This is a genomic window from Ensifer sp. Root558 (assembly GCF_001427045.1).
GTDB classification, from domain to species: Bacteria; Pseudomonadota; Alphaproteobacteria; order Rhizobiales; family Rhizobiaceae; genus Ensifer; species Ensifer adhaerens.
The window spans coordinates 323,651-349,040 of sequence record NZ_LMGC01000035.1 but is presented as its reverse complement, the minus strand read 5'-3'; the positions used below and the strand labels follow the sequence as shown (position 1 = coordinate 349,040).

Sequence of the window (25,390 nt, the reverse complement as noted above, 5' to 3'; positions counted from 1 at the left end):
TAGGCGCAGGATTGAGGGAAATCACGAATGAGCGAACTTGATGCCATCGATCATGCGATTCTGCGCATTCTTCAGCAGAACGGCCGGATCTCGAATGCCGACCTCGCAGCGAAGGTCGGACTCTCTCCGTCCGCCTGTTCTCGGCGCGTCGACATCCTGGAAAAATCGGGAACGATCGCCGGCTATCATGCGCGGATCGCCCATAAGGCGCTCGACTACCAGATCATGGTCATCGTGCATATTTCGCTCTCGGGGCAGTTCGCAAAGACGCTCGCCGAATTCGAGGCAGCGGTAAAGCTCTGTCCGAACGTGCTTGTCTGCTACCTGATGTCGGGAGAATATGACTACATCCTGCGGGTCGCGGCCAAGGATCTGCAAGACTACGAACGCATTCACCGTGACTGGCTTTCGGCCTTGCCCCATGTGGTGAAGATCAATTCCAGCTTCTCGCTGCGCGAAATCATCGATCGGCCGAATGTCGGCATCTGAAAGCGGCCGAAAACCTATCGGCCGACGACGCAATTGCGGCCGCGTCCCTTGGCGGCGTAGAGCCTCAGATCGGCCTGCGCCAGTAAATCCTCGACAGAGACCCCATCGGCAGGCGTCGAAGAAGGCCCGATACTCGCCGTAACCGAGCGACCGTCCGGCGTCGCAATCTGATCTGAGATCGCAATCCGGATCTCCTCGGCGCGGCGCAGCGCATCGGCATGCATCATTGCCGGACACAGGATCACGAATTCCTCGCCGCCATAGCGAAACAGCCGGTCGACCGGGCGCAATTTCGACTTCACCGTTTCCACCAGACGCTGCAACACACGGTCCCCTTCCAGGTGGCCAAATCGATCGTTCACACCCTTGAAGTGGTCGACGTCGATGATCATCAGCGTCACGGCTGCGTTTTCGGCGCTCGCGGCGCGCAGCATTGCCGGTGCCTCGGCCTCGAACCGGCTGCGGTCGAGCGAGCCCGTCAGCGTGTCCTGCCCGGAGCGCGACAAGAGGTCCTCGTAGCGCTCACGGAAGGTCAGCGTGTTGAAGATGTCGCCAAGCGGCCGGTCCGACATGGCAAGCGACGGGTGGCGCGAGAGGTTGAGATAAAGGCCGACGGCAATGGCATAGAAGGGTGCTGCCAGCATTTTCGCCATCCAGCCGCCCCAGAAGACCTCGGCCGGCGCGCCGTTCCACCAACGCAGCGCCGCATAGAAGGCGGCCTGATCGAAGGTGAGCACCACGAAACCGCAGATGAGGAAACGGACGGTCACGAAGTGACGCAACCACCGCCCGAGGCGCTCGTAGAGCAGGATGATCATCAGCGCATCGAAGTAGAGGATCGTCGTTCCCCAGACCATCAGCCACCCCATCTCGTCGATGAAGGCGAGGTCGGCGGAGCGCTCCGCGACGATCGACACCGTATCGTGCTGCCGCAACAGAAGGCTGAGCGCCACCGTCAGGAAATTGCCGGCGAGCAGACCATAGATCGGCTGGCGCACCGTTGCTGCGTCCTCCTTCACATAGAGGAGGAGGATCATCATCAGCTTACCGGAGAACAGCACGGCCGATCCGGGCGAAATCACGCCGAACGGCAGTTGCACATAAAAGACCGCGGCAAGATAGGTCTCGATGAAGTGCATGACGCCGAGGGCCGCGACAAAGCCCCCGAGACCCAACCGGGCACGAAGGTGCAAAAGCCCGATCATCGCCGTGACGTAGACCAGTGCCTCGCCGACGAAGAGAATAAGGTTGGCGTTTGGCATGTGCTTGAGAAGGTTCCGTTTCCTCAAGCACCGTTAACCAGGAAACTTGAAGAAAACTTTACCGGGTGTCCGCTGTTGCTCGACCTTTCAGTGCGAAAATCTGCCGCTTTCGGAAACGCCAGCTTTCCGGCATATTCAGCGCCAACCCACCGTCGTTCGCCCGCCAGCGAACAAAACCCCCAATTGTATTCCTTTTCCATGAAGACCCGCATTCTTGATCAATGGAGGACCGCATGACATCGATGACTTCCCCGCTTAACCTCACGCGCCGCTCGCTTCTTGCGGGGGCCGCAGCGTCCTCGGCACTCGTCATGTTGCATCCATTCTCGGTTCGCGCTGCCGCCAACCAGGCGCATCTCAGGATCATGGAAACGACGGACCTGCACGTCCACGTCTTCCCCTACGACTATTACGGCGACAAGCCGAACGACACGGTCGGCCTTGCGCGCACCGCCTCCATCATCGACGCCATCCGCGCCGAAGCGACCAACTCCATCCTCGTGGATAACGGCGACTTCCTGCAGGGTAACCCGATGGGCGACTACATCGCCTACCAGCGTGGCATGAAGGACGGCGATCTCCACCCGGTGGTCGCGGCCATGAACGTGCTCGGCTATGACTGTGGCACGCTCGGCAACCACGAATTCAACTATGGCCTGGACTTCATGTTCAAGGTGCTGAACGGGGCGAACTTCCCGCTCGTCTGCGCCAACCTGACGAAGGGAGCGCTTGCCGCCAATGCGCGGGAGGACGAGCTGTTCCTGAAGCCCTATGTCATCCTCGACCGCAAGGTGAAGGACGGTTCCGGCCAGGAGCATCAGATCCGCATCGGTCTCATCGGCTTCGTACCGCCGCAGATCATGACCTGGGACGCCAAGCACCTGGAGGGCAAGGCCGATGCCCGCGACATCGTCAAGGCGGCGGAAGCCTGGGTGCCGCAGATGCGCGAGGAAGGCGCCGACATCGTCGTGGCGCTCTCCCACTCCGGCATTGGCCAGGAAGCCTATGCGGAGAACCTCGAGAACGCATCCGTTCCGCTCGCCGCGATCGAAGGTATCGATGCGATCGTCACCGGTCACAGCCATCTCGATTTTCCTGGGCCGAAGTTCGACGGCGTTGGCGGCGTCGACAACAAGAAGGGCCTGATCTCCGGCAAGCCCGGCGTCATGGGCGGCTTCTGGGGTTCGCATCTCGGCCTGATCGACCTCTTGATCGAGCGTGAGGGTGGAGCTTGGCGCGTCGTCAGCTCGACAAGCGAAGCGCGGCCAATCTATCGCCGCGTTGAAAAGAAAGTCGTGGCTGAAGTCGCCGATCGACAAGACGTTCTGGCCGCCGCACAAAAGGACCACGAGGCGACGCTTGCCTATGTGCGCACGCCCGTCGGCAAGACCAGCGCGCCGCTCTATTCCTACTTCGCCCTGGTTGCCGACGACCCGTCGGTCCAGATCGTCAGCCAGGCGCAGACCTGGTACATCAAGGACATGCTGAAGGACACCGAGCACCGCGACCTGCCGGTGCTTTCAGCCGCGGCCCCCTTCAAGGCCGGCGGCCGCGGCGGCGCCGATTACTACACCGACGTTCCGGCCGGCGACATCGCGATCAAGAACGTCGCCGATCTCTACCTTTATCCGAACACGGTGCAGGCCGTGGTCATAACAGGCGAACAGGTGCGCAACTGGCTGGAAATGTCGGCCGGCATCTTCAACGAGGTCAAGCCGGGGGCTTCCGACGCGCCGCTGATCAACGGCGGCTTCCCGTCCTACAATTTCGACGTCATCGACGGGGTCACCTATCAGATCGACCTTTCCGTACCGCCGAAGTTCGACAAGGACGGCAACACGATCAACGCCGCATCGAACCGCATCAAGAACCTGCAGTTCAATGGACAAGCGATTGATCCGGCGCAGAAATTCGTCGTCGCCACCAACAACTACCGGGCCGGCGGCGGCGGCAACTTCCCCGACATCACCGCCGACAAGGTGGTGTTCGTGGCTCCCGACACCAACCGCGATGTGGTGGTGCGCTACATCATCGACCAGGGCACGATCAATCCGTCGGCCGACGCCAACTGGACCTTCGCTCCGCTCGCCGGGACGAGCGTGACATTCGACAGTGGACCGAAGGCACGGCAGTTCCTGGCACAGGTGAAGGGCGTGACGATCGAGGACGCTGGCGACGCCGCCGAGGGTTTTGCGCGCTTCCGCATCAAGCTCTGAGCCCCCAACCGATCAGTGTGGGCTGTCGCTTGCGGCGGCCCACGCACTTGGCGCGCAGTCGACCAGCTGGCTGAACCGCCGACACAAGCCAACGGCACTCCTACCGAAAAACATGAGTTTCGACAGGCAAGCTTATGTTTACATTAGATTATCTTGAAGAGACAAGCCGGCTCAGACCTGGCGCGACGAGGCGTCGTCGGAAAACAGCGACGGGCCGGTCTGGTCGATGATCTGGCGCCCCTTGCGCAGCGCCGCGTCGATCGCGTCCTGCTCGGACGCGAAGAGATCGGCACGGATGAAGCTGCGAACCTTGGCGCCGCCTTCGGCCGAGACCTTCTCGATGTTGCCCGCCAGACGGAACTGCGAGCCCTCGCGCATCGGCGTCGCACGGATGGTGCAATCCGCATAGGCCTCGGATTTCCCCGGTGCTGCCTGCGCCTGGTCTTCGGAGTTGCCGGAACGGCCGAACAATTTCGAGAAAAACGATGCCATGCCCAAGACTTAGACGCCGCGGCCAACACTGTCAAAGCCTAAGTGCCGATAATTGACCGCGACGCCCACTCCCGTCAGATGATGAGGTTGGAAAGGATCTCGTTCTCGGTAATGTCCTGGTAGCGCAGCCCCGCGGCGTCGAAGCGAGCCTTCAGCACCGGGAAATTCTCGGCATGTTTTGTCTCGATGCCGATCAGGATGGAACCGAAGTTGCGCGCTGACTTCTTCAGATATTCGAAGCGCGAGATGTCGTCCTCGTCGCCGAGCAGGTTGAGGAAGTCGCGGAGCGCGCCCGGCCGCTGCGCCATGCGCAGGATGAAGTACTTCTTGAGGCCGGCGTGGCGCATCGCCCGCTCCTTGACGTCAGGCAGGCGCTCGAAATCAAAGTTGCCGCCGGAAACGACCGCGACCACCGTCTTGCCCGCAAGCGTCTCCGGTCCCAGCGCTTCCAGCGCCGAGATCGAAAGAGCGCCAGCCGGCTCAAGCACGACGCCTTCGACATTCAGCATGTCGATGATCGTCTGGCAGATCGCGTTCTCCGACAGCAACATGACCTGGTCAGGCGAGAAACGCCGAAGTGCCGCGAAATTGAGGTCGCCGATGCGCCCAACCGCGGCACCGTCGACGAAGTTGTCGACCTGATCGAGGGTCACGACGCTGCCGGTTTCCAGGCTTTCGCGCAGGCTCGGCGCACCCGACGGCTCGCAGAAGATGAAGTGATCGGCTGCAACCTTATCCTTGAGGTAGCCGGTGACGCCGGCGGCAAGACCGCCACCGCCAACCGGCAGCACGACGAGATCCGGAACCACCTCTTCCGGCAGTTGCCAGGCAATTTCCGCCGCGACGCTTGCCTGTCCCTCGATGATGTCGGCGTGGTCGAAAGGCGGCACCATGACGCCACCGATCGCCTCCACGTGGTCGCGGGCAGCCTTGTAGCACTGGTCGAAGATATCGCCGACCAGCTTGATGGTGATGAACTCGCCGCCGAACATCCTGGTCTTGTCGATCTTCTGCTGCGGCGTCGTCACCGGCATGAACACGACACCCGGAACGCCGAAATGGCGGCAGACGAAGGCGAAGCCCTGGGCATGGTTGCCGGCCGAGGCGCAGACGAAGGTCTTACCCGAGGCGCCGGCACCGATCGCCTTGCGGAAGAAGTTGAAGGCGCCCCTGATCTTATAGGAGCGAACCGGCGAAAGATCCTCGCGCTTCAGGTAAATATTCGCACCGTAGCGTGCGCTCAAATGTTCGTTGAGCTGCAGCGGCGTCGGCGGGAAGATCTCCCGCAAGGCTTCGGTTGCGGTTTCGACATCCTGCTTCATCACGTGCGGTCTTCCGTTGAGTTGGTCGCTGGCCGTCGCTATTGCACATCGCAACGCCCGAAGCCATGGCTTTGACTCGAATCGGGCCGACGTTGAAAATGACGCACTGACCGTTCCACCGGCACGGCCACATTGTTCTTCCGGGAAATAAACGCTTGAACGCAACCCTGATCCGGCATGCCGTGCACATTTCGGCGATCCTCGGCATATATCTTGCCTGCGCCATGTTGGTGCCGGCGATGGTCGATCTCTATTACGGCCATTCGGATTGGCAGATCTTTGCCGCTTCGGCGTTCATGGTCGGCGGCCTTTCGCTTGCGACCTTCATGGCGACGCGCATGGGCCCGCCGCCCTTCTCCAAGAAGTTCGGCTTTGTTCTCGTCAATATGCTGTGGGCCGTGTTCTCGGTTGTCGGCGCGATCCCGCTCTGGCTGTCATCGATGAAGCTCGATTTTGCCCAGGCACTGTTCGAATCCGTCTCGGCCATCACGACGACCGGTGCGACAGTGATCGTCGGTCTGGACGATGCGCCGCCCGGGCTCCTCCTCTGGCGGTCACTTTTGTGCTGGCTCGGCGGCATCGGCATCGTCGTGCTCGGCCTGTTCATCATCCCCTATCTCAGGGTCGGCGGCATGTCGTTCTTCAAGATGGAATCCTCCGACACCGGCGACAAACCCTTTGCCCGGCTCGCGAGCTTCAGCCGCGCTTTCCTCGCGATCTATGTCGTCATCACGCTTCTCTGCACGATCGGCTATTTCCTGACGGGCATGAACCGCTTCGATGCGATCAACCACGCGATGTCGACGGTGGCGACGGGTGGCTTTTCCACCCATGATGCATCCTTCGCCTATTTCGGCAGCATTCCGCTGCTCTGGACCGCCACCTTCTTCATGGCGCTTTGCAGCCTACCCTTCTCGATCCTGATCGTGCTCGTCGCCCGTGGCAGGCTGGATGCGCTGCGCGACCCGCAGATCATCGTGTTCCTCGGCTATCTCTCGGCCTTCTCGATTGCCGTTGCCGTCTATCATCGGCTCGCCAATGGCGTGGAATTCCATCTGGCGCTGGCACACTCCTTCTTCAACATCACCTCTATCCTCTCGACCAGCGGCTATGCCAGCCAGGACTACAGCCTCTGGGGGCCCTTCGTCGTCATCGCAGCCTTCATCGCCACCTTCATGGGCGGTTGCTCCGGCTCGACCGCCGGTGGCATCAAGGCCTATCGCTTCATCGTGCTCTTCAATGCGATCCGGTCGGGTCTGAACAAGATCGTCTATCCCAATGCGATCTATGCGGTGCGCTATGGCGGCAACACCGTCGACGCGGACACGCAACGCTCCATCTTCCTGTTCTTCATCACCTATATGCTGCTCTGGGTGCTCGGCAGTCTCGCCATGGGAGCGCTCGGCTACGATCTGGTCACCGCCACCTCGGCCGTCATTACCTGCCTTTCCAATGTCGGCCCGGGCCTTGGTCCGATCATCGGGCCGGCCGGCAACTTCTCGACGCTCGGCGATCCCGAACTCTATCTGCTGTCGCTGATGATGCTGCTCGGTCGTCTCGAAGTGCTGACCGTGCTGGTAATCCTGACGCCGGTCTTCTGGAAGCATTGACCATTCGCCTGGCGGCCCTATCGTCTTGACTCGGTGCAGCAGATGCCGAAAGTCGGTCGAAACCGGCGATGGGGGAACGTCATGGTGAAACATATACGTCGTCTGGCGATGCTGACCGCCGCCGTGACGCTTTCGGCTGGTCTCGCGGCCCATGCCGGCCCGCTTGCCGACGCGGCGGTGCAGGCCGAAAAGCTCGCGGCTTCCGGCGACGCGGCGAAAGCCCATGACCTGCTCCGCCAGGCGATGAGCGACTTTTCGCAAACGTTGCCGCTGGCGATCGGCAAGGCGGTTTTCGTGACCAAGGCGCCGACTGGCTACGCCATGTACGATCCGCGCGAGGGCGCAGTCTTCAAGGAGGGAGAGTCGCTGATCTCCTATATCGAGCCGATCGGCCTCACCTGGAAGGATTCGGCAACGAAAGGCCAACTCGAAAGCCACTTCACCGTTGATTTCGATATTCTCAATCCGAAGGGCGACGTGCTCGCCGGCCAGAAGGCGTTCGGCGATTTCACCTTCACCGGCCACCTCAGAAACCAGGAAATCTATTCGACGCTGACCATCGACGTTTCCGGCGCGCCTGCCGGCGACTATGTGCTGCGCTTCCACTTCAATGACGTCAACAGCGGCAAAAGTGCCAGCGTCGACCAACCCTTCAAGATTGCCGGACCGTAATATTATGCCCCATACTGTAACGACCGTCGGCTTCGATGCCGACGATACACTCTGGCAGAACGAGCAGTTCTTCCGGCTGACGGAAGCGCGCTTCGCCGAGCTTCTGAGGCCGCACACCGACACCGAACATCTCTCCGACCGGCTGCTTGCCGCAGAGAAGCGCAACCTTGGGCTCTACGGCTTCGGCATCAAGGGCTTCGTGCTCTCCATGGTCGAAACCGCCGTTGACGTTACCGGTGGCAAAGTCCCCTCCTCGGTCATCGCAGAAATCCTCGCCGTTGGGCGCGACATGCTCGTGCACCCGGTCGAGCCGCTGCCGCATGTCAAGGAAACCCTCGAGGCGCTTCACGGCCATTTTCGACTTGTCATGATCACCAAGGGCGATCTCTTCGACCAGGAGCGCAAGCTCGCCGCCTCCGGCCTTGGCGACTATTTCAACGCCGTCGAGATCGTCAGCGACAAGACCGTCGCCACCTACGAGCGCATCTTCAAACGTCACGGCGATGGAGCGCTGAAAAGCATGATGGTCGGCAATTCGCTGAAGTCGGATATTGTGCCTGCACTCGGTGCCGGAAGCTGGGGTGTCTATGTCCCGCACGCGCTTACCTGGTCGTTCGAACACCACGATAAGCCGGAGGACCATCCGCGTTTTCGCGAGATTGCGGATCTCGGCGGGTTGGGCACGGTCCTTGAGCGCTTGACACTGAAGGCTTGACTGTCGTCCGCAAGCGCCAAGTCGATTGCAACTATAAGATGATCCGTATCGATGGTACACGAGTCAGCTTATCGTCCCCATGGTGGCTTAGATGAGGGGAACCAATGTTGGCGCTTGTTTTCAGCGATATCGATGGTGGTGGTGGGCATGCTCATTGGATGGCTGCTGAGGAAGGTTTCGGCTTTGAGCGTCTTTTCCTCGCGCCTCGCGGGTTTGGCGGTTCTGTTGTTTCCCGCACCCGCCATCTACTCGTTCAATTCGGGCTGGCCGTTTGTCGACGCGCTTATCGTCTACGGCCTTGGGGCGCTGATTGCCGCGGCCGTCTTCACTTTCATGAAGACGAGAGAACAGCGCGCCTAAGCGCGTTGTCCACCCCGAAACCCCCGATCACCCTTGACTGTTTGACCTGAGTGTTTGATCTAGGCTGTATGCGGGCGTGGCGAAACTGGTAGACGCAAGGGACTTAAAATCCCTACATGAATTTGATTTAACTGCATATTCCCTGCAAACACACCCCCGTCAGGTGACCGAAAACGACGGAACAAAATGAGATTTGCAAAACATTTCCTGGCACTTTAAAGGCATCAGTTCCCCCTCTCCCGCACTGATGATCTTGTTCGTCCATTATCTTTAGACCTCGACAACCTTGCCGAGTTTTGCTCCATTCGCTCGCGGAGCAGAGGCGAATGAAAAAACTTCACGACGAACTTCTTCTTGGTATCAAACGAAACACATCGGAGTTGGGTTTCAGATACAACTCTGCGACGCGATCCTTCAGAAAGAAGGTTGGGAACACCCAATTCTCATTCCATCTTTCCGTCGTCCGACATCAGCATGACTTTGATATCGTCGCGGACCTCGGCGTCAGGTATTTGGATGTCGAGAAGTTGGCTTGGGGGCTGATGCCACCACATCCGCTACGCGATGACCTCAAGTTCGACACGTGGACGATGGGGGTTGAAGTTGGGAACCTAACCCAAGGCTCGCAACTACGTTGGGGTGTGGCAGGAGAGAAAGACGTCGACGAGGCCATCTCAAAAATTACCGCGATTTTTCACAGCGTGGCCCTGCCATACTTTGAAAAATACAGCACACCCGAGTCTGCTTACGTGATGCTGCAGCGAGACGATCGGATGTCCGAGCTCAACTCACCCTTACGCGTAAAGCGGTGGGAGAGAATTATTGCACTGGCATATTTCCTTGAGCCTCAAAGGCTGAGCTACTGGATATCGAAGGGGAGAAATGCACTCGTGGAGGCAAGTGATCGTCAGAGCGACGAGTTTGAACAGTTCGCAGAGGCGCTGCTTGCTCGGCAGCCGAGCGGTGTGGATCGCTAGGTTCGTTCGCTGCTTTTGATCTCATAAATCTCAGAAGTCCCTTCCATCTCTCGCACGCCCTTGAACGAAGGGTGCCGCAGCTTACCACCTTGCGTCCATGCGCGACTGCAAACAATGAAAACGTTAGATCTATGCTGAAACAGTCGGTTATCAGAATGGCGCTGATCACCACCGCTATCGAAGCGATTCGCAGCGCCTTGGGGACATTTCTTGGGATTTAGTAGCAACTACCACCAGATCGCTCATTTAACCTGCCGCGACGGCGGTGTGGCTTGGACATGAGATGCCCGGTGCATCTTGGCCTCATGCAGATTCCAGATCGTCAGAAGCAATGTCGTCACCGCGAAGAAAGCTAGCGCTGCCAGATGGATTTTACCAATGCGGCGCGCGAAATAGGCCCTGGCTTCGGCCTCGGCAGCCAGCCCCATGGCTCGACGCTCTCTGTCGCCTTCCAACAGATACCGAGCTATGCGCCCAAGAGAACGATCCGGCGCGCTGGACCGATCATCGTCCTTTGGCCCTGCACTCAACCCCTGACGCACGCCGCTGAAGAGCAGGATCGCCAGCAAGACCCACAACACCAAGAAGGACAGACCAAAAAGCCGCCCGCTGGGGGTAGTCATATCCATTGAAGTCTCCATGGCTATGCAGCAATAGATATTTTCACGTTACGCTAGCGAGATGGAGAAAATGGTCGACCTGCATGATATCATCGGATGCTTTTTTATCGCCTCTATGGCATCCGGCGCATTGTTGCTGAACCGCTTTGTCTATCCGTTTTGGTTTCCCTATCTTCCAAATTGGAAATCTGCGTACATCGCGTCAGTCCTGGTTTTTGTAGGCGTCTTTTTTTCACTTCTGCTGAGCTGACGAGGGGCAATTGCGCTTTCGCGCAATGACCGCAATTGGCACATTCTTCCCATCAATGTCGCAGCGGTAATCTTCGGAATGGCCTATCGCGCTTGGTCAATGTGCGAGAAAAACACCGCTTACGCTAGAGCTTCATTTCATACACTTCAGTTGCCCCTTCCATCTCGCGCACGCCCTTGAACGATGGGTGCCGAAGCTTCCCGTCTTGTGTCCAAGCTCGGTACTCGATGTCGGCGACCAGCATCGGCCGCACGAAGACAGCACCCTTTCGCTTCAGCGCAACGGCTGGCCGATCGGCAGGGATCGCATTGAGTAGCTCCCGTAGCGCCATCGATTCCTGATTGCTCCACCCTGTGCCGCACCCTCCGACATAGACGAGATCGACGCCCTTCCTCGCCGCCAGCAGCAGCCTGCCGATCGCGCCGGACACCGTCGACGGCTCGTATCCGACGATCGCAAAGGTATCGCGCCGCGCGCACTTGATCTTGAGCCACTCCGGCCGGCGGCCCGACCGATAGGGCTTGTCCCGCCGCTTCGCGACGATGCCTTCGAGTCCCATCTCGCACGCTACCTGGAAGAACTCGGCGCCGTCGGCGTGCACCTCCTCCGAGAAGCGGATCGCGCCAGTCCGGCCGGCGACGATCGGTTCGAGCAGTCGCCGACGCTCGGACAGCGGATGCATTCGAAGGTCTTGGCCATCTAGATAGAGGAGATCGAAGGCGAAGAAGATAATCTCGCTCGGCTCGTGCAGGCTTGGTCTTTTCCCGACCGCGCGCTGCAGCAGTCCGAAATCTGATCGGCCCTGGTCGTCGAGAACGACCGCCTCCCCATCGAGGATCATGGAGGCGTTCCCGAGCTCGCGCGCTTCGGCGACGATCGAACCGAACTTCTTCGTCCAGTCATAACCGCCGCGCGTGATTGCCCTCACCTCGCCGGGCTCGACATGGACAGCGAGGCGGTACCCGTCCCACTTCACCTCAAAGGCCCACTCCGGGCCTTTCGGCGGCTTATCGACCAGGGTTGCGACACATGGATCGACGCGGCGCGGCATCGGTTCGGGAAGTGCCGCGGGAACAGATTTCTTTCTGAGCGTTTTAGCCATGACGAATTAACGCATGAAACAGCGAAAACGTCTAAGCTGGAGCACCGGAGGAAAATAATGCCGAAGCCATCGATTTTTGCGTCGCCGAAGAGGAAAGACTTGTACCCCGATCGGGATTTGGATTGCCAATTAGCGCTTGAGGAAATCTTCCACGCGGTAGTCGAGGAAGCTGAGGACGCCGGCTGGTCTGAGCGAGAAGTCTGCGACGCCCTAATCGAACTCGCGCATAACCATTGGCTCGCGGTCGACGCCAAAGATACGATGTTCGAAGATGCCGTCGGCGTGATCCTTCGAAAGCCGAAGGCACCCCTGCTCAATTGACCTATTCGCTCTGCATCCGTCGCAGGCACCAATCCCAATAGGTCTCGACCATCTCGGTGGCCTCTCGCGCAGTATCGCAATAGCCTTGGTTCGGCGTCGGCGGGGACCCTTTGAACGTCCGAGGGACGGACCCGGCCCAGTTCCAGCGGCCAGCCGTCGGCCCGCCGGTCTCTTTCCTGATGCGGCCTATGTAGCCGATGCCATCAAACCCCAGCCAATCGAAATCGGTCGGCGGGTCATTGGCGTCCAGCTCGGTGCGGCGCCACTGGTATTTCGGCTGATAGGGGTCGGTCACGGATTAAACCGTTCACGCCCGGCTGCTTTGCAAATCCGTCGCCAAACGATTCCGCCCAGATTGGGGATCGTGAGCAGTTCGGCGCAAGGTATGTTCCTCAACTCCTCCGCAGTCTCATATCCGCGGATATTGAGTTCATGCAGAACAAAAAGGGGTAAGTTCAAGTCTGAAAGCTTCGTGGTCATGCCCGTATAAAAGCAGGCTTCTGCACGCCGCGCAATTTGTAGGATTCGCCAGCGCGGAACCAGTCACCTGGATGGCGGGTTTACAGAACGAGCCCAAGCTATCCACCCCTGCAAGGGCTCGTTGGACAGTGAACTCTCTTGGCCCCGTTGGTTGCACTTTGGGGCCATTTTTTTTGCAGAGGCGGAACTCAATAATACGGCCCGCGTTTTCTGACTTGTGGCACCCCTGAACCCCCAATGCAATGATCCTCCCCGGGATCATAGCCGGGCTTTACAGGGAAGTCAGTTTCCCGCGTAAAGCCTCTCAGTGATGATGACGCACATCTCCTTGGCCCCGACGCCCCATCGGGGCCATTCTTTTGTCTGGCGCCAAATCCAGCGAGCACTTTCATCGTGTCGGAACCCCTCGCTCTAGCTAGCAGCCCAGCGCCGCTATCCCTTCCCGATAATCACGAACACAATTCGCCTGATGGCCTCAGCGAAGCTCACGCCCAGCGCCATCGCGGCTATCCCCGTGACGCCGAGCGCGCCGATGCCCATCAGCTTCCACCGCTTCACGTCGTCGGTCACAGGCTTCATCTCGGCAACGTTCGAATCGATGGTTGATACCGATGCCTCCAGGTCGCCGACGCGGTCGACGAGCTGATCCATGCGTTGATGCACGGCAGCCCGGCTCGTCGCTGCCTTATCCTCTGCCCGCACCGACCCCTCCTCCAATCGCCGGATAGATTCCTGCAGGCCCCGCATGCCCGCCACCAATTCCCCAAGCTGGCGGTGAACCGCCGCATCAATTTCCATTGGTGCCATACCCTAGCGCCCTTCCCCGTGTCGCTCGCATTCCGCCTTCGTCCAGATCGCCGCGGCGCAGATGCCGACGGCGGTCCGGTCAATTTTCCGCTGATCTTCGGTCGTCGCCCCTCGCGCGCCGATCAGATCAGTGCCAATCACGCGCCGCAGACCGTCGACACTTGCCGGCGCCGTAGTCCCACACGCCGCCCCGATCGAGGCATAGGTCAAAATCACTGCGAGCATTGCTCGCTGCATCACCGCTCGCATCGTTCTGCCTTTCAATCTTAGTGATGACCGACCGGGCGCCGTCCTCGCGGATCTCGGCAACCAGCCAGATGAGACCGGCGAGCGCGAGCCCGCCGGCGATGATACGCGCCCACATGTCAGCGTGCCGGGGCGCGGTTCACCGACCAGCGGCCGGTGAGGAACATGAATGCCGCGAGCGAGCCGATAACGATCAGCAGCGCGGCAATGCCGAAGGCATAGGGATTGTTGACGCCGAGCACGGCCGAAAGGCCAGCGCCGCCGAAGAGCCCGCCAACAGTCGTGACCGCCGTACCACTCCTCTCGGCCGGCATATCGTCGGCCTTCGCCGCTTCGGGCTTTACGTCGGGCAGTTCGGCCGGCATTCGCGACGCCTCGAGCGCGTCGAGGAAGTTGCCAAAATAGCCAGCGATCAGCTTCGCCTTGTCGGTTCCGTTGACGATCTTGCGCGCGCCGACCGGATGATTGTCGACCTGGTTGAAATAGTCGGCGAGCTTCATGCCGGTGAAGAGGCCGCCGATCATGCCATCAAACAGGATACGGATGGCGGTTCCCATCTCGGCCGCCTTCTCCGGCGTCTTGGCGAGGCCGAACTTGTCATAGTTCTCTTTGCCCGTGATCTGCGGCAGGCCCCGGCCACGATAGAGCCAGCCGTCGTCAGGAGCGCTGTTGCCCATGCGGCCGCCATAGACCTTGTTGGCCAGCTTCCGCGGATTGCGGGCGAAGGGCTTGGCGCTGGCGATCGTCGGAAACCGTGACGGCCAGACCTCGGTCAGGCGCGCGGCCGAGTAATTGAGGTTCTCGGTCACCGGCTGCATGGTGCCGCCGGTCTCGTGAAAGACGGTCGCCAGCATGTAAGCGAGCCACCGATTGTCGATCACCTTGCCGGTCGACTGGCGCCGATCCCACTCGTCGAGGATGGCATTCATGCCGTCGATCTGGGATTGCATCAGGCGGCCGCCAAAAGGCGCGCGCCTCGCATAGGCGAGGAACGTCGTTCTATTCATAGGATATTTCCTTTGCTTCTGGGAAAAGCGCATCGGCCAAATGCGGCAGGATGCGGAAAAAGATTCGTCAAGTGCGCCTTAGCAGCGCATACTCCGCCCATCGCGGGACACTAAAACGGGCTCCTGCGACTGAGAGATCATAAGCGCTTTCGCCCTGAGTGGAGGAGTTGCGCTATGCTCGATCAAACGCAATCCGGATACATTCTTCCTGAAGGTTTTACTGTCATCGCCGCGGCCTTCGAAAAGGTCGTCAACGATCGCAACCTCGGTCGCCACAGCGACGAGGCAGATTGTCTCGCTCGTCGGGCCGTCAGCCTTTACATGAGTGGAACCCGCGACGAGCGGGCGCTTGAACTAGGCCTGAGAAATGCCTGTCGGCACGCCTTTGATCACTCCTCGCATCACGCCGGCAGCACCCAGGTCGTGGATCTGCTGCCGGAGTTGGTGTCATGGGCACGGAGTCTGACGGGATCGCCGGAGGGAGCCACAACTCTCACCGAACGAACACTTGAATATGCGATCGATCACATGTCCGAATTCGTTGACACGTCGGACGTCAGGGGATGGCTGGTGCGGATGATGGTGGAACTTCGCCTGGGTCGCAGCCGACGCCGGCGCAGGTCTCACGATGAGCTATGACTGGAAGGGCGCACGCAAGCGCCGCATGAAGATTGCGAGGATCGGAACGGCCGTCGCGCTGGCGGCCTTCTTGATATCCGCTGCTACTCAGGTTGTAACGAAAGCCCTGTAGGAGCAGCGTTGCATGGAAATCCCTTGGCACTACATTCACGAGAACTTTGACTGGCTTGGCCATATCGTTGAGGCGCTGTGCATTGCCGCTGTCGTTGCCGTTCCCGGCATGCTCTTCTACTCACGCCGCGACGCGGTCATCATCGCGCTCGCTTTCGGCGCCGGCCACTTTCATGGCCGCGAGAAGCGCGACTATGAAATTAGCGTGCACATGCCTCCACCTCACCTCGAAGCCTATAATTTCTGGCTCTGGAATTGGGATCAGGCCACAGATTTCTGGCCAGTCGCGCTGGTAGTATTCGCTTTGCTACTTTTGATAGCTCGCAAACAAAAAGGCCGCGGCTCCTAGCTCTCGCGGCATTCTTGGCCGGGGCCCACTGATCTTCATCGGCGGCGCTACAATCTGGTTGGGGCTTTCCCTAACGTGGCACGCTTCGGGAAAGCGAGAGCACATAACGCTCAGTTAACGATCAACCGAGGTGTTTCATGATCACCGTCGAAATTGCTAGGGCAGCATGGAGCCTTTCGGCTCGTCACCTTCCGCGCGGGCAACGCGACCCTGTTAAGATGGTCGCCGCGGCTATTGCCCTGGAGAGGCAACGGTGTTTGGAAATTTTCCCCCGAACGCTGCGGTGAAAACAGCGACGTCGTCAGGGAAATTTTAGCGCGGTGATCGAACGGCCCAGGACGGAAAAAGTTTCCCGAGCCAAGCACCCGTGGCGCGCCTGAAAGTGGCTCTTAATTCTCCCTGATCGTTCTGGATCCGAAGGTGAAAAGCAAATATCCAACCAAAATGCACCCACTCGTGATCAACAGAAGGTAATTCATATCGAGCCCGGTACCCCTATATTCTCGATATACCGACTCTCGGAACAATATAATGATGTGGCAGAGCGGATTGTACAGTATGTAGTCTTGGTAGGGATGCGGCATGCTATCCGGCAGGAAGAACATTCCTGAGATCAGGGACATGGGCCTGATTACCAGGCTAAATAATTGCTCGTATATCGGATAGCGGGCATACATGAAAATGTTGATGAGTCCGATCCCGAGCCCTAAAAATGAGGCAAGCAAGCACGACCCAACAAGGGCCCCATAGTTGATATCAAGGGTTATCCCGTCTTCGAGTACAATAACTTCGAAGACAGCAATGGCGATTGCGAACGAGGTAAAGGCTTGCACTAAGTACCTTGCGGTCACGGCATCAAATGGCGACACCACGGGGTAGCTCAACAGGCCCTTATTCGCCTTTATGGCACCCGAGACGTACGTCTGCATTGTCTGAAAAAACATGAACGGCAGGTAGCCTGTCGCAAAGAACAGGGAAAAGCTTGACCCCAGAGCGGGTATTTTGGCGATCGCGCCGAAGATAACCGTCATGATAACGATGTGTGCAACGGGGTCCAAAAGCGCCCACAGATATCCGCCAGGCTTGCCGCCGTATCGGGTAGAAATTTCTCGGATCATCAATGCGCATGTGACGCGCATGTGGTTGCTGAGCATTGCTCGCCCTCTCGCAGTCTATACATTTTTATTAGCCGCGCTCGCTTGTGCTGCTTTGCGCTTCCGATCACGGAACTCTTTCAGCCGAAGCGCGGCAAGACAAAGGGCCATAGCTGGCGTAACCGCCCTGCTAGGAGGGCCGTTACCGATCGAGGCGCTACCTATTCCGCCCTCGAAAACCGCCCCCCATGCATCACCTGGCGAAACTTTATGGACCAACTCGACCGCCGTCGTCATTGATGACGTAAACGGTGGGAGCGGTCCCGCCTCTCCAGTGGGGCCTATCATTTCTAATCCGGTCGCGTTCTCATTCCCGTCTGCCTTTTTCCAACCCATGAGCAAGGCTATTTCCAGGTCCAATTCGCGCCCGGGCTGGTCAGCAGTTTGAATACGTTCAATTGTGATACCGATGTTCATCAACACTTCTTCTTTTCCCCCCTACTTGAGTCGCGCGTAAAAACAAGGTTGAAGGGATCCCTTTTTAAAGAGGGTGGCAACATAATGAAACTCATATACGCGGACATCGATATTGACGTGTATTTTAGAGATTCTAACGGAAATGCAGCCGCGATCACCTTTTCAAACTGGACACGCGTAGAGCCAAAGCCTCTTTGGACGGATGAGACGTCGAAGTTCGCAGCCTTCCACGTAGTCGCCAAGCGAAATCACTGGTACCAATGCGAGGGAGCCCTGTCAGCCGCCAAGCTGATAGGCGACGCGACATTGCGCTTCGAACGCATCGTTACCCTTGGCTCCAGTATGGGGGGATTTGCCGCAATTGCGCTGGCGCCTGCTATTGGCGCTACCCGTTGCGTCGCGATTTCACCCCAGTTTTCTTCCGATCGAACCAAGACCCCCTTTGAGACTCGGTGGGCCGAAGACATAGCTGAGATCGCTAAGCATGGATTGCGGATCGACCGATCCTCCTCGATAACACACGTTTTGTTCGATCCTTATCACCGGCAGGATGCCTCTCATGCAGCGCTGATTCGTGAGGCGGCCGGGGCGCAGTTGTGGCCGCTAAAATTTTCTGGGCATCCCTCCGGCTTTGCCCTGCATGATTTGAACCTGATGGAATTGTTCATTGATACGGCCCTCAGTGAGGTTGACGATGCATCGCTCTTCGAGAACATCACGCGTCAATACGAAGAAAGATCCCGAACTTCAGCAACGGCAATTCTCAATAATTTCAAACACGGCGATAGAAGCTATATACCAACCTCTCGTGACGAACCGATCTTCGGCAACCAGAAGGTGATCGAGCAGGTCCTAGCGTTAGTGAAGTGAGTGATCGTCCCAGGGCCAACGTATCTGTTGCACAGCACAATGATCATGGACTATTAGGACAGTCCCCCAAGACCAACACCTAAGAGTTGCTACGATGAATAGTGTCATTTCCTCTGTAACAATACCTAGTTTTGTCTTTTTGTCACATCACCCGAGAGATCGGCATACCTCCCCGTGCACATCCGTCTATCAGGCATTCATCGGTGAAGACCGGATCGCAGACCTCGGCGGATATGTTCACCTTGATCAAGACCCCGAAAAATTCAAAACTGCCCTTCAAGATGAGATGAAGGGTCAGGCTACCCCACACTTCCTGTTCAACGGATTTCAGTCGTTACTGCTCCCGAACAGCCTCAGCGCGCTAGCAACCGCAGTCACAAATGGCATCCCTGTCACCATCTATTGGCACGAGACCGCTTGGAACTTGCGCCAGCTTGCACAACGCAGAGCAGGTAATTTTCAGAAGGCACGGGAGCTTCTTCAGTGCCTGATAGTCGAGAATTGGGTACCGACCTCGCAATGCCTGCACAGTGTCGCCACCATGTTGGGGTTCTCGCTTGATACGTTCCGTATTGTTTATGAGGTCGTCGATCTTACCAAGTTTAAGGTGAACGTTGAAGCCGCCCCGAAGGCGGCCGGCGCTCCGCTCGTGATCGCTGGAGCCGGCATCCCGGACGATCGTAAGGGGATAGATATCTTCTCCTACATCGCGAAAACGGTTCCAACTCTTGTTGACCGGCCTCTCGAATTCCGATGGTACGCAGCCTCGGAAACCCGAGAAGACAACGACGACATACCCTATCCAAAAGAAATCAAATGGATGGGGCATAGCAAGAATTTCCATGATGCCCTGAAAGAAGTAGACATTTTCATTCTGTCCAGCCGTGACGACCCCTCTCCGCTGGTCGTTTTCGAAGCTTTGGCAAGCGGCCACCCCGCGTTCGCATTCGCGACCACCGGCTTTAATGAAATGCTTCCACGGGAATACGTCGCTCTCGATCCCGACGATATGTGCCGACGCGTGGCTAGCCTGGCTTCCGATTTTCAGCCGAATCCTAGTAAGTATAGGGCGATCGCTGAAGGCTACAGCGTGCAGAACTTTAAAGACCGCGCTTTCCGACGAACCCATTCGATCGTGAAGAACTTGCCTGACTTCACACATGAGATGGTCGACCTCTATCAGGAAATGTCCGCTGAAACGCTCGACGAAAAAATCAGCAAACTGCAAGGCGTCCAAACAAACATCTTGAAACTGATGAGGGTGGCTCAGCGTCAGAGGGTGAATACCGACGCTCGCGGGCTGCGCCTTGATCATGTGCTGAAAGAACTAGATCAAGCGAAGCAGATAGCAAAGCGTTTAGCGGGTGATCTCAAGATTGAGCACTATCGCGAAGCGCGGCGGACAGCCCGCAGGTCTGTCCCATGGGTTAAGCGGCTGGCCGGTCAGGAAAAAGCAATCAAGGTCCTCGTCGTTGGTAATGCCCCAACTCTACTCGAGAGAGAGATTGGGGATAAGATCGACAAATTTGACGTGGTTATTCGGGTCAATAATTTCCGGACTGGTGGCTACGAAAAGTTCGTCGGGTCGAAAACAGACTATGCACTTATCTCGCCAGCTTGCATGGAAAGTGCAGAACTACGGGCCCTTGACCCGTCCAAGGTTTTTGTTTCCGGGAGCAATCTCCGCGACGACTACGACAAGATCTCAAAGCGCCTCATGGATGAGAATCGAGGATGCAAAGTCCTCCCTCCGCAGGAAAACGTACTGAAGTCATCGATCTACGTCGACGGAATGCGCATCGAAATGGATTTCGACCTGGCTAAGGATCAGTGGCCGTCGACAGGCATCATTGCTGTCCAATGGGCCCGGGATCGACATGGCAAAGCCGCAGACGTATACGTTCACGGCTTCGACTTTTATTCTGACAACAGAACGACCCTGTCGCGCTACTTTGGGGTCACTACGAAGTCCGACGGGAAGCACGATTTCGATCGAGAGAAGGCGTACCTGAACTCCCTAATCCAAAAGAAGCTCGTAAGCAGGCTGTGACAGCCTCCCATCGGGGCCGACAACAAATCATCGCCCACCATTGCCAAGCAGGGATCGTATGCCAGCTTTTCCAAAAAATTCCCTCTCCGTTGATAAAGAGCTTCAACGGATAAGAAGTCATTTTGGCGACAAGCTGAAGCGACCCTGTTTGGTCGTAGGCAACGGCCCTTCCTGCTCACAAGTCCGTCTTACCCAGCAAGAAAGAGACAACTTCGTCATCTTCCGGGCTAACTGGTTTTTTCTTGAAGAAGAGAAGCGATTTGGCGAGCGTGTCGATGGGTTTTTCTGGTCTGTCGACAATGCAGGTCTGCGTGATCGCATCCAAGAAATCCAACGGCTAGATCAATACAGCATCGAGGCATTCTTTCAGCCTTTCCAACCGTCCGATTCACGCGACACCGCGGTTACCCAGAGCGCGGTCTCGTTCCAGCCGAATTTCGACCATTGGGCCGTTATAGCTTCCGATCCTACGCTTGCCAGGTTTATGATGGGCAGGCCGCTCCCTACACAAGGGATGCAGATGATAGCTTTCGCCGCAATACTCGGCTTCAAAGAAATTCATGTGGCGGGGATCGATCTCTATCAAAACACCGCCAGCCGATATGCGTGGACTGTACCTGACGATGTGAAGGCCCATCTGAAGGAGAAGGACTACACTGGCGGCTACGAAGACAAGCATAGCATCGATCTCGATCTGCACTTCTTGCGAACTATTCTGCACCAGTATGAGGTGAGCCTAATTGGCTTATCGCAGATGTCGGTTCTGGCCCCCCTTCTTACCCGGTCCGAGCGGAGACTGTGCAGTGGGGACCCCAGCAGCCAACCCAACGCGGCGAAGCATACGTATGTTACACTCGCAGATGGGCAGTACGTACTTGGCGCGATGGCTCTTGCACGGTCTCTGGCGCGGCTGACCGACGTACCACTTCTCGTCTTGCATACAGACCCCTATACCCCAAGAGCACTTCGCCACTTGCCGAACGTTCGGACCCGTCAGATTGATCCCATCAACAATCCCCACGCTCACGGACAAGAGAGATTTTCTGGCACTTTCTCAAAACTGCGAGTGTTTGAGCTCCTGGAGTACGACCGGATTACTTTTGTAGATGCCGATTGCGTTGTTCTCCAGGACATCGACATTCTGTTCGAAGGCAATGAATTTCTGGCCGCGCCGGACTGGGGCATCGAGATTAAACCCGAGTTCAATAGTGGCCTATTCAGCTTCACGCCTTCCGAGGGGTTGCGAGACAGAGTTTTCGCAGCGATTCCCAACAGCGAAAGCGACGACGGCGGCGATCAGGGCTTCCTGAATTTTGTCCTCGCCTCGGAAGTTAAGATAATTCCTCCGGAGTACAACACGCTCAAACGGTTACCGGTCCATCATCCCAACCTGATCAACATCAATGACGTGAAAGTACTGCATTTCGCTGGCAATAAGCCGTGGGAGTTCCAGCATATGCAGTCCCAGTTTGTTACGTTGGAAAAAATGTGGGTCGGATTTTTGGAGAAACCCGACTGGGAACATGCATTCTGGATGGTCAAGGCAATCACCGCCAGTAAATGGCCTAAGCCGAAGCGGAAGCCAACGAAGGAAGAGAAGGCGCTCAAATTCCAAGAGCGTCTCAACGGCTATGGACCAGCGCGACGGTTGGTAGTTAAATGGGGCGATCGTCTACTTCCTGACGCGGTCTCTACGCCTATAGACCGTATGTTGAAAAGGTTTGGCATACTTTGATTAGCCGCTTTATTACCTCCACCGACGCGGCCGCGTTCACTGGGCTGCTAGGTATCGCTATGGTCCTCACCGGTCGCGAGCTAGGCGGCGCGGTCGTGATCGCTGCATCCCTCGGAGCATTTATCTTCTTCGAGTGGTTTCTGTTCCGCCGGAAGCCAGCATCAGAAAGCGATGAGTATCGTCAAATGATGCAATCCGCCGAGCAATGGGAGAAGGCTGTTGCCGCTCGAGAGGAGGAAATCGAGCGGCGGGAGGCAGCCTTGAATGAGCTGCAGGCCAAGTTCCGGAAAGAGGGAGAGAAACGCCCGCCGCTATTCGGAGGCGAAGTCGATATTCACTGCCCTCCAGAATATCGAGACGCTTAGCGCGCTGCCACCCTTGCCGTAAGAACTAGCTCGCCGGGGCGCTAGAGCCCCGCCTTTTTGCACGCTATCCACTGTGCCGCTACCTCCGCCATGTAATGGCGATTGATCTCCTGCGGATGGAATTCATCGGATATCTTGGCCAACGCCTGTCCCGCCTCGCTCGAAACCGCCGTCGTGGACCAGCCGACATTCGTCGACATGTGGGCCCAATAAGGCAGGATGTCGATGTTGGCATCTACGAGGCCGGCGACGTACGACAAAATCAACTTGATCGCCGGAACCTGCTCAAATCGCCATTTCGCGTCGGATATGTTGGCCCTCGGAACAGTCGGAAGGCCGATGCCGATGCGAGCGGAGGGACGGGTCGCGCGGATATTCGGGATGACGACCTCAAGACCCTGCTGGATTTGCAGCAGGGCTGTCTCGGCTTCCTCCTCACGGATGTCATTGGTGCCGAGATTGATCAGCACGAAGTCAGGATCAGCCAGCGAAAATCGATCAAGATACAAGTCCAGATCGAAAGTGTAGCCGTTATACACCCCCGCCCCCGCAGCCGCTGCCTTGATGAAGGGGTTGAAGTTCCAGCGGTCGGTAGCAAGCTGGGTGTTTCCGTCATTCGAGCGCGCAAGGTAAGCAGCCTCGGCACCAGGCGCCACCGGAGCAAACTGGGTTTCCGAATAGATGTAATCCGACCATTCCCACGATTCTCGCCCCTCACCATTGAGGCCAGAATTGTTGATCGTTCCCAAGAAGGTCGGCGTCAAGCCGATCGCCGCCAGCTTGGCGCTAACCTTGTCAAGGAAGGATCGGTTGGTGATGCTGTCTCCCAGGGCGAGCACGTTCACCGTGCCGGCGACCGGCGCTGTGGCCCGCTGGACGGTGACGCTACGCTGGTAGCGTCGGCTCCGGTTGCTGCGCTCCCCTTCCACTGACAGGGAGACTGAGCCGGTCGCCTTGCTGTAGTCCAGAGACACCATATCCTCGCCGCTCGCGACATACGGCAGAGTTGCGGCGCTCGCAGCATCCTTGGAAACGACCAGCCGAAACTGCTCACGATCTTCTCGCTCGGCGATGAGCCCGTCGAGGAAGAAGGGGATTTCACGTCCTGCCACAGAGAAGTGGCGCGGGCCATAAAGGATGTCCCCATCGCGCGCGAGCGGATATTCGCCGCGGGGAATCCAGCCGTAGAATTCCCTCCCAAGGTAGACCTGCGCACCCGCGACCTTCACGAAAGCAGAGGCCTGAGCGGTACCAACATTGAACGAGACCGGCCGTTGCGAGAAGGTGTAGCGCCCCATAAGCCCATAGATTGCCGCCGTAGTGGAAATCTTCTTTTCCAGAATGAGCGTCGAAGTGACAATCGCCGTCCCGTTCTCATCGAGGAAGAACAACCTGGGCGACTGGAAATTGTTCGCGACGCTCGCCTCGATGTAGAGGCGGGCGAAAAAGAAACCATCGGCTGGAACGTCGTCAGGTAGCTTCGCGCCGTAATATGCCTGCGTGCCGGTCACACCTCGGGTGATCCCAAGAGCGATGAGATCCGGATTGGTGATGTTGGCCACACTGGTATCGCCGGCGAACAGGGATGCACGGTCAGGATCGTTCCCGCGCTCGAACAGGTTCGGCAGGACTCCGCCCGCCGCGGCCCCCGCAATCGGGTGATCCGTTTTAACCACCCGATTGAGAGACGAGGCGATCAGCGCCATCATCTCATTTTCCGGGAACGTCGGGAATGCTAGCGCCGCTACAGCCTTTACCGGGACGCTCCCAGCTTCAGCAGCAAGCCTATCGAAGTAATAGCGCGTCTCGCTGTTGGGTACAGTCGAGAGATCAAACTCCCAATAGAGCGAACCGTCTGCCGGCGCGTACAGCGTGAAGTTCGAGCTTCTACGATAGTGATAGAAGGCCGGTACGAGAAGCTTGTCGCCGTCCACGACCAGCGGGAAGCGAAGCATGATGCGGTCACGGATGTTCTCATCCAGCTTCAGAACCTGATGAGGGCTCTTCACCCGTCCCGTCCGGATCTCGGCGACAATTATAATCTTGTTCGGCTTCCCCGTCGTAGGTAGATCGCTGAAATTCGAGACCTTCACCGGATTCGTCGTATCGTCGAGGTCGATATAGACCGTCGCGAGCGAGTTGTTCGTCGCCGTCAGCGCCACATGCGTCGGAATAGCAACGGATGCTGTCCCGTACGAGCCTTGCAGAACGGCGGCCCCGACGCGGGCATAGAGCGCACGAGGAACATAGAGTGTCTTAGCAATGCCCAGGACACCATTTTCATCATAAATAAGGTCGCCGTCGAAGCTGCTGATCGGAGCCGAAACGGCAGCCTCAACCTTCCCCAAACGATCAAGGCCGACGTACGTCCAGGCGGAACCCGTCCATGTGTAGTCTCCGTTGTTTGCAGCGGTCGCGTCTTGATAGACGCGACCGATCTTGCCCTGGTCACCCGCCCCTAGCCCAAGGGTTGCCGCCAACGAATCCAAAGCGGTCTTGGTGGCCGCAGCAATGGCATCCGCACCTTGAGAGCTCTCGACTTGCGCAACTCGATTGTCGAGCTCCTCAATCTGCGCCTTTGCACCGTCTATAGAGCTTTGGATCGTCGGGCCGATCACGCCCTTGATCAAAGACTTGGATGGCTCATCCGGATTGCTTGCCGGACCATCGGAATAGACAGAGTTGAAGGCGGCGATAATTTCGGTACCCATGCAGATTCCTCACGCATAGACCGCGCTTCGATAGCTCGAAG

General features: G+C 57.9%; 28 protein-coding genes. 14 read left to right on the top strand and 14 right to left on the bottom strand.

The window, feature by feature from the left end; translation table 11 throughout:
• The first annotated feature begins 27 nt into the window (after nt 1-27).
• On the top strand, nt 28-489 hold the full coding sequence (locus ASD63_RS28110) for an Lrp/AsnC family transcriptional regulator (RefSeq protein ID WP_034791115.1): 462 nt from the start codon (nt 28-30) through the stop codon (nt 487-489).
• Nucleotides 490-503: 14 nt separating this feature from the next.
• On the opposite strand, the gene ASD63_RS28105 is transcribed toward ASD63_RS28110, so the two are convergent.
• Together ASD63_RS28105 and ASD63_RS35355 are read right to left on the bottom strand one after the other, a co-directional pair.
• Complete coding sequence (locus tag ASD63_RS28105) at nt 504-1,751, bottom strand: GGDEF domain-containing protein (protein WP_060530103.1); 1,248 nt, start codon at nt 1,749-1,751, stop codon at nt 504-506.
• 23 nt (nt 1,752-1,774) lie between these two features.
• On the bottom strand, nt 1,775-1,951 hold the full coding sequence (locus ASD63_RS35355; RefSeq protein ID WP_156552957.1) for a hypothetical protein: 177 nt from the start codon (nt 1,949-1,951) through the stop codon (nt 1,775-1,777).
• A gap of 42 nt (nt 1,952-1,993) precedes the next feature.
• On the opposite strand from ASD63_RS35355, the gene ASD63_RS28100 reads away from it, so the two are divergent.
• Nucleotides 1,994-3,967, top strand: a complete 1,974-nt coding sequence (locus ASD63_RS28100; protein WP_034791390.1) for a bifunctional 2',3'-cyclic-nucleotide 2'-phosphodiesterase/3'-nucleotidase — start codon at nt 1,994-1,996, stop codon at nt 3,965-3,967.
• A gap of 171 nt (nt 3,968-4,138) precedes the next feature.
• Here the strand turns inward: ASD63_RS28100 and ASD63_RS28095 are convergent, their stop codons facing one another.
• Nucleotides 4,139-4,459: an HlyU family transcriptional regulator gene (locus ASD63_RS28095; RefSeq protein WP_034791108.1), complete on the bottom strand. Its 321-nt coding sequence runs from the start codon at nt 4,457-4,459 to the stop codon at nt 4,139-4,141.
• Between the two features lie 74 nt (nt 4,460-4,533).
• Entirely contained in the window at nt 4,534-5,781 is a 1,248-nt protein-coding gene (gene ilvA / locus ASD63_RS28090; RefSeq protein WP_034791101.1) for a threonine ammonia-lyase, read from the bottom strand.
• Nucleotides 5,782-5,936: 155 nt separating this feature from the next.
• On the opposite strand from ilvA, the gene ASD63_RS28085 reads away from it, so the two are divergent.
• The 5 genes from ASD63_RS28085 to ASD63_RS28065 all read left to right on the top strand — a co-directional run bounded on the left by ASD63_RS28085 (nt 5,937) and on the right by ASD63_RS28065 (nt 10,115).
• On the top strand, nt 5,937-7,391 hold the full coding sequence (locus ASD63_RS28085; RefSeq protein ID WP_034791099.1) for a TrkH family potassium uptake protein: 1,455 nt from the start codon (nt 5,937-5,939) through the stop codon (nt 7,389-7,391).
• A gap of 81 nt (nt 7,392-7,472) precedes the next feature.
• A complete protein-coding gene (locus ASD63_RS28080) occupies nt 7,473-8,063 on the top strand; it encodes a hypothetical protein (protein ID WP_034791097.1) in 591 nt (196 codons plus the stop codon).
• Nucleotides 8,064-8,067: 4 nt separating this feature from the next.
• On the top strand, nt 8,068-8,778 hold the full coding sequence (locus ASD63_RS28075) for an HAD family hydrolase (RefSeq protein ID WP_034791095.1): 711 nt from the start codon (nt 8,068-8,070) through the stop codon (nt 8,776-8,778).
• Nucleotides 8,779-8,925: 147 nt separating this feature from the next.
• Nucleotides 8,926-9,138 carry a hypothetical protein gene (locus ASD63_RS28070; RefSeq protein WP_127889037.1) on the top strand — a complete coding sequence of 71 codons (213 nt, stop codon included), beginning with the start codon at nt 8,926-8,928 and terminating at the stop codon, nt 9,136-9,138.
• Between the two features lie 326 nt (nt 9,139-9,464).
• Nucleotides 9,465-10,115 (top strand): hypothetical protein, encoded by a 651-nt coding sequence (locus tag ASD63_RS28065; protein ID WP_060530102.1) that lies wholly within the window; start codon nt 9,465-9,467, stop codon nt 10,113-10,115.
• Between the two features lie 242 nt (nt 10,116-10,357).
• Here the strand turns inward: ASD63_RS28065 and ASD63_RS28060 are convergent, their stop codons facing one another.
• On the bottom strand, nt 10,358-10,744 hold the full coding sequence (locus tag ASD63_RS28060) for a hypothetical protein (protein ID WP_143106279.1): 387 nt from the start codon (nt 10,742-10,744) through the stop codon (nt 10,358-10,360).
• 365 nt (nt 10,745-11,109) lie between these two features.
• The gene (gene ligD, locus ASD63_RS28050) at nt 11,110-12,036 is read right to left on the bottom strand and encodes a non-homologous end-joining DNA ligase (RefSeq protein WP_156624197.1); all 927 of its coding nucleotides are present in this window, start codon (nt 12,034-12,036) and stop codon (nt 11,110-11,112) included.
• Between the two features lie 108 nt (nt 12,037-12,144).
• Here ligD and ASD63_RS28045 point away from each other — a divergent pair, with 108 nt between their 5' ends.
• Entirely contained in the window at nt 12,145-12,408 is a 264-nt protein-coding gene (locus tag ASD63_RS28045) for a hypothetical protein (RefSeq protein WP_060530098.1), read from the top strand.
• Between the two features lies 1 nt (nt 12,409).
• Here the strand turns inward: ASD63_RS28045 and ASD63_RS28040 are convergent, their stop codons facing one another.
• The 5 genes from ASD63_RS28040 to ASD63_RS28025 form a co-directional block, all read right to left on the bottom strand.
• Nucleotides 12,410-12,703 (bottom strand): hypothetical protein, encoded by a 294-nt coding sequence (locus tag ASD63_RS28040; protein WP_060530097.1) that lies wholly within the window; start codon nt 12,701-12,703, stop codon nt 12,410-12,412.
• Between the two features lie 617 nt (nt 12,704-13,320).
• Nucleotides 13,321-13,686 carry a DUF1515 family protein gene (locus tag ASD63_RS35350; RefSeq protein ID WP_244495246.1) on the bottom strand — a complete coding sequence of 122 codons (366 nt, stop codon included), beginning with the start codon at nt 13,684-13,686 and terminating at the stop codon, nt 13,321-13,323.
• 12 nt (nt 13,687-13,698) lie between these two features.
• Nucleotides 13,699-13,932 carry a hypothetical protein gene (locus ASD63_RS36395; RefSeq protein ID WP_244497288.1) on the bottom strand — a complete coding sequence of 78 codons (234 nt, stop codon included), beginning with the start codon at nt 13,930-13,932 and terminating at the stop codon, nt 13,699-13,701.
• Nucleotides 13,823-14,059, bottom strand: coding sequence for a hypothetical protein (locus tag ASD63_RS28030; RefSeq protein WP_060530095.1), 237 nt, complete (start codon nt 14,057-14,059; stop codon nt 13,823-13,825). Before ASD63_RS28030 ends, ASD63_RS36395 begins: the two co-directional genes overlap by 110 nt.
• 1 nt (nt 14,060) lies before the next feature.
• Entirely contained in the window at nt 14,061-14,948 is an 888-nt protein-coding gene (locus tag ASD63_RS28025) for a hypothetical protein (protein ID WP_060530094.1), read from the bottom strand.
• A gap of 174 nt (nt 14,949-15,122) precedes the next feature.
• Here ASD63_RS28025 and ASD63_RS28020 point away from each other — a divergent pair, with 174 nt between their 5' ends.
• A complete protein-coding gene (locus ASD63_RS28020) occupies nt 15,123-15,587 on the top strand; it encodes a hypothetical protein (RefSeq protein ID WP_060530093.1) in 465 nt (154 codons plus the stop codon).
• 124 nt (nt 15,588-15,711) lie between these two features.
• Nucleotides 15,712-16,047: a hypothetical protein gene (locus ASD63_RS28015; RefSeq protein ID WP_060530092.1), complete on the top strand. Its 336-nt coding sequence runs from the start codon at nt 15,712-15,714 to the stop codon at nt 16,045-16,047.
• Between the two features lie 389 nt (nt 16,048-16,436).
• On the opposite strand, the gene ASD63_RS28010 is transcribed toward ASD63_RS28015, so the two are convergent.
• Complete coding sequence (locus ASD63_RS28010; protein ID WP_060530091.1) at nt 16,437-17,201, bottom strand: ABC transporter permease; 765 nt, start codon at nt 17,199-17,201, stop codon at nt 16,437-16,439.
• 18 nt (nt 17,202-17,219) lie between these two features.
• Nucleotides 17,220-17,618 (bottom strand): hypothetical protein, encoded by a 399-nt coding sequence (locus ASD63_RS28005; protein WP_090428278.1) that lies wholly within the window; start codon nt 17,616-17,618, stop codon nt 17,220-17,222.
• Between the two features lie 84 nt (nt 17,619-17,702).
• On the opposite strand from ASD63_RS28005, the gene ASD63_RS28000 reads away from it, so the two are divergent.
• From ASD63_RS28000 to ASD63_RS27985, 4 genes are all read left to right on the top strand, one after another.
• Complete coding sequence (locus ASD63_RS28000) at nt 17,703-18,488, top strand: hypothetical protein (RefSeq protein ID WP_060530089.1); 786 nt, start codon at nt 17,703-17,705, stop codon at nt 18,486-18,488.
• A gap of 94 nt (nt 18,489-18,582) precedes the next feature.
• A complete protein-coding gene (locus ASD63_RS27995) occupies nt 18,583-20,538 on the top strand; it encodes a glycosyltransferase family 29 protein (protein WP_082573006.1) in 1,956 nt (651 codons plus the stop codon).
• Between the two features lie 58 nt (nt 20,539-20,596).
• On the top strand, nt 20,597-22,273 hold the full coding sequence (locus ASD63_RS27990) for an alpha-2,3-sialyltransferase (RefSeq protein ID WP_082573005.1): 1,677 nt from the start codon (nt 20,597-20,599) through the stop codon (nt 22,271-22,273).
• A complete protein-coding gene (locus ASD63_RS27985; RefSeq protein WP_060530086.1) occupies nt 22,270-22,638 on the top strand; it encodes a hypothetical protein in 369 nt (122 codons plus the stop codon). The genes ASD63_RS27990 and ASD63_RS27985 overlap by 4 nt, the downstream gene beginning before the upstream one ends.
• A 41-nt stretch (nt 22,639-22,679) precedes the next feature.
• Here the strand turns inward: ASD63_RS27985 and ASD63_RS27980 are convergent, their stop codons facing one another.
• Nucleotides 22,680-25,349 carry an SGNH/GDSL hydrolase family protein gene (locus tag ASD63_RS27980; protein ID WP_060530085.1) on the bottom strand — a complete coding sequence of 890 codons (2,670 nt, stop codon included), beginning with the start codon at nt 25,347-25,349 and terminating at the stop codon, nt 22,680-22,682.
• Between the last annotated feature and the right edge of the window lie 41 nt (nt 25,350-25,390).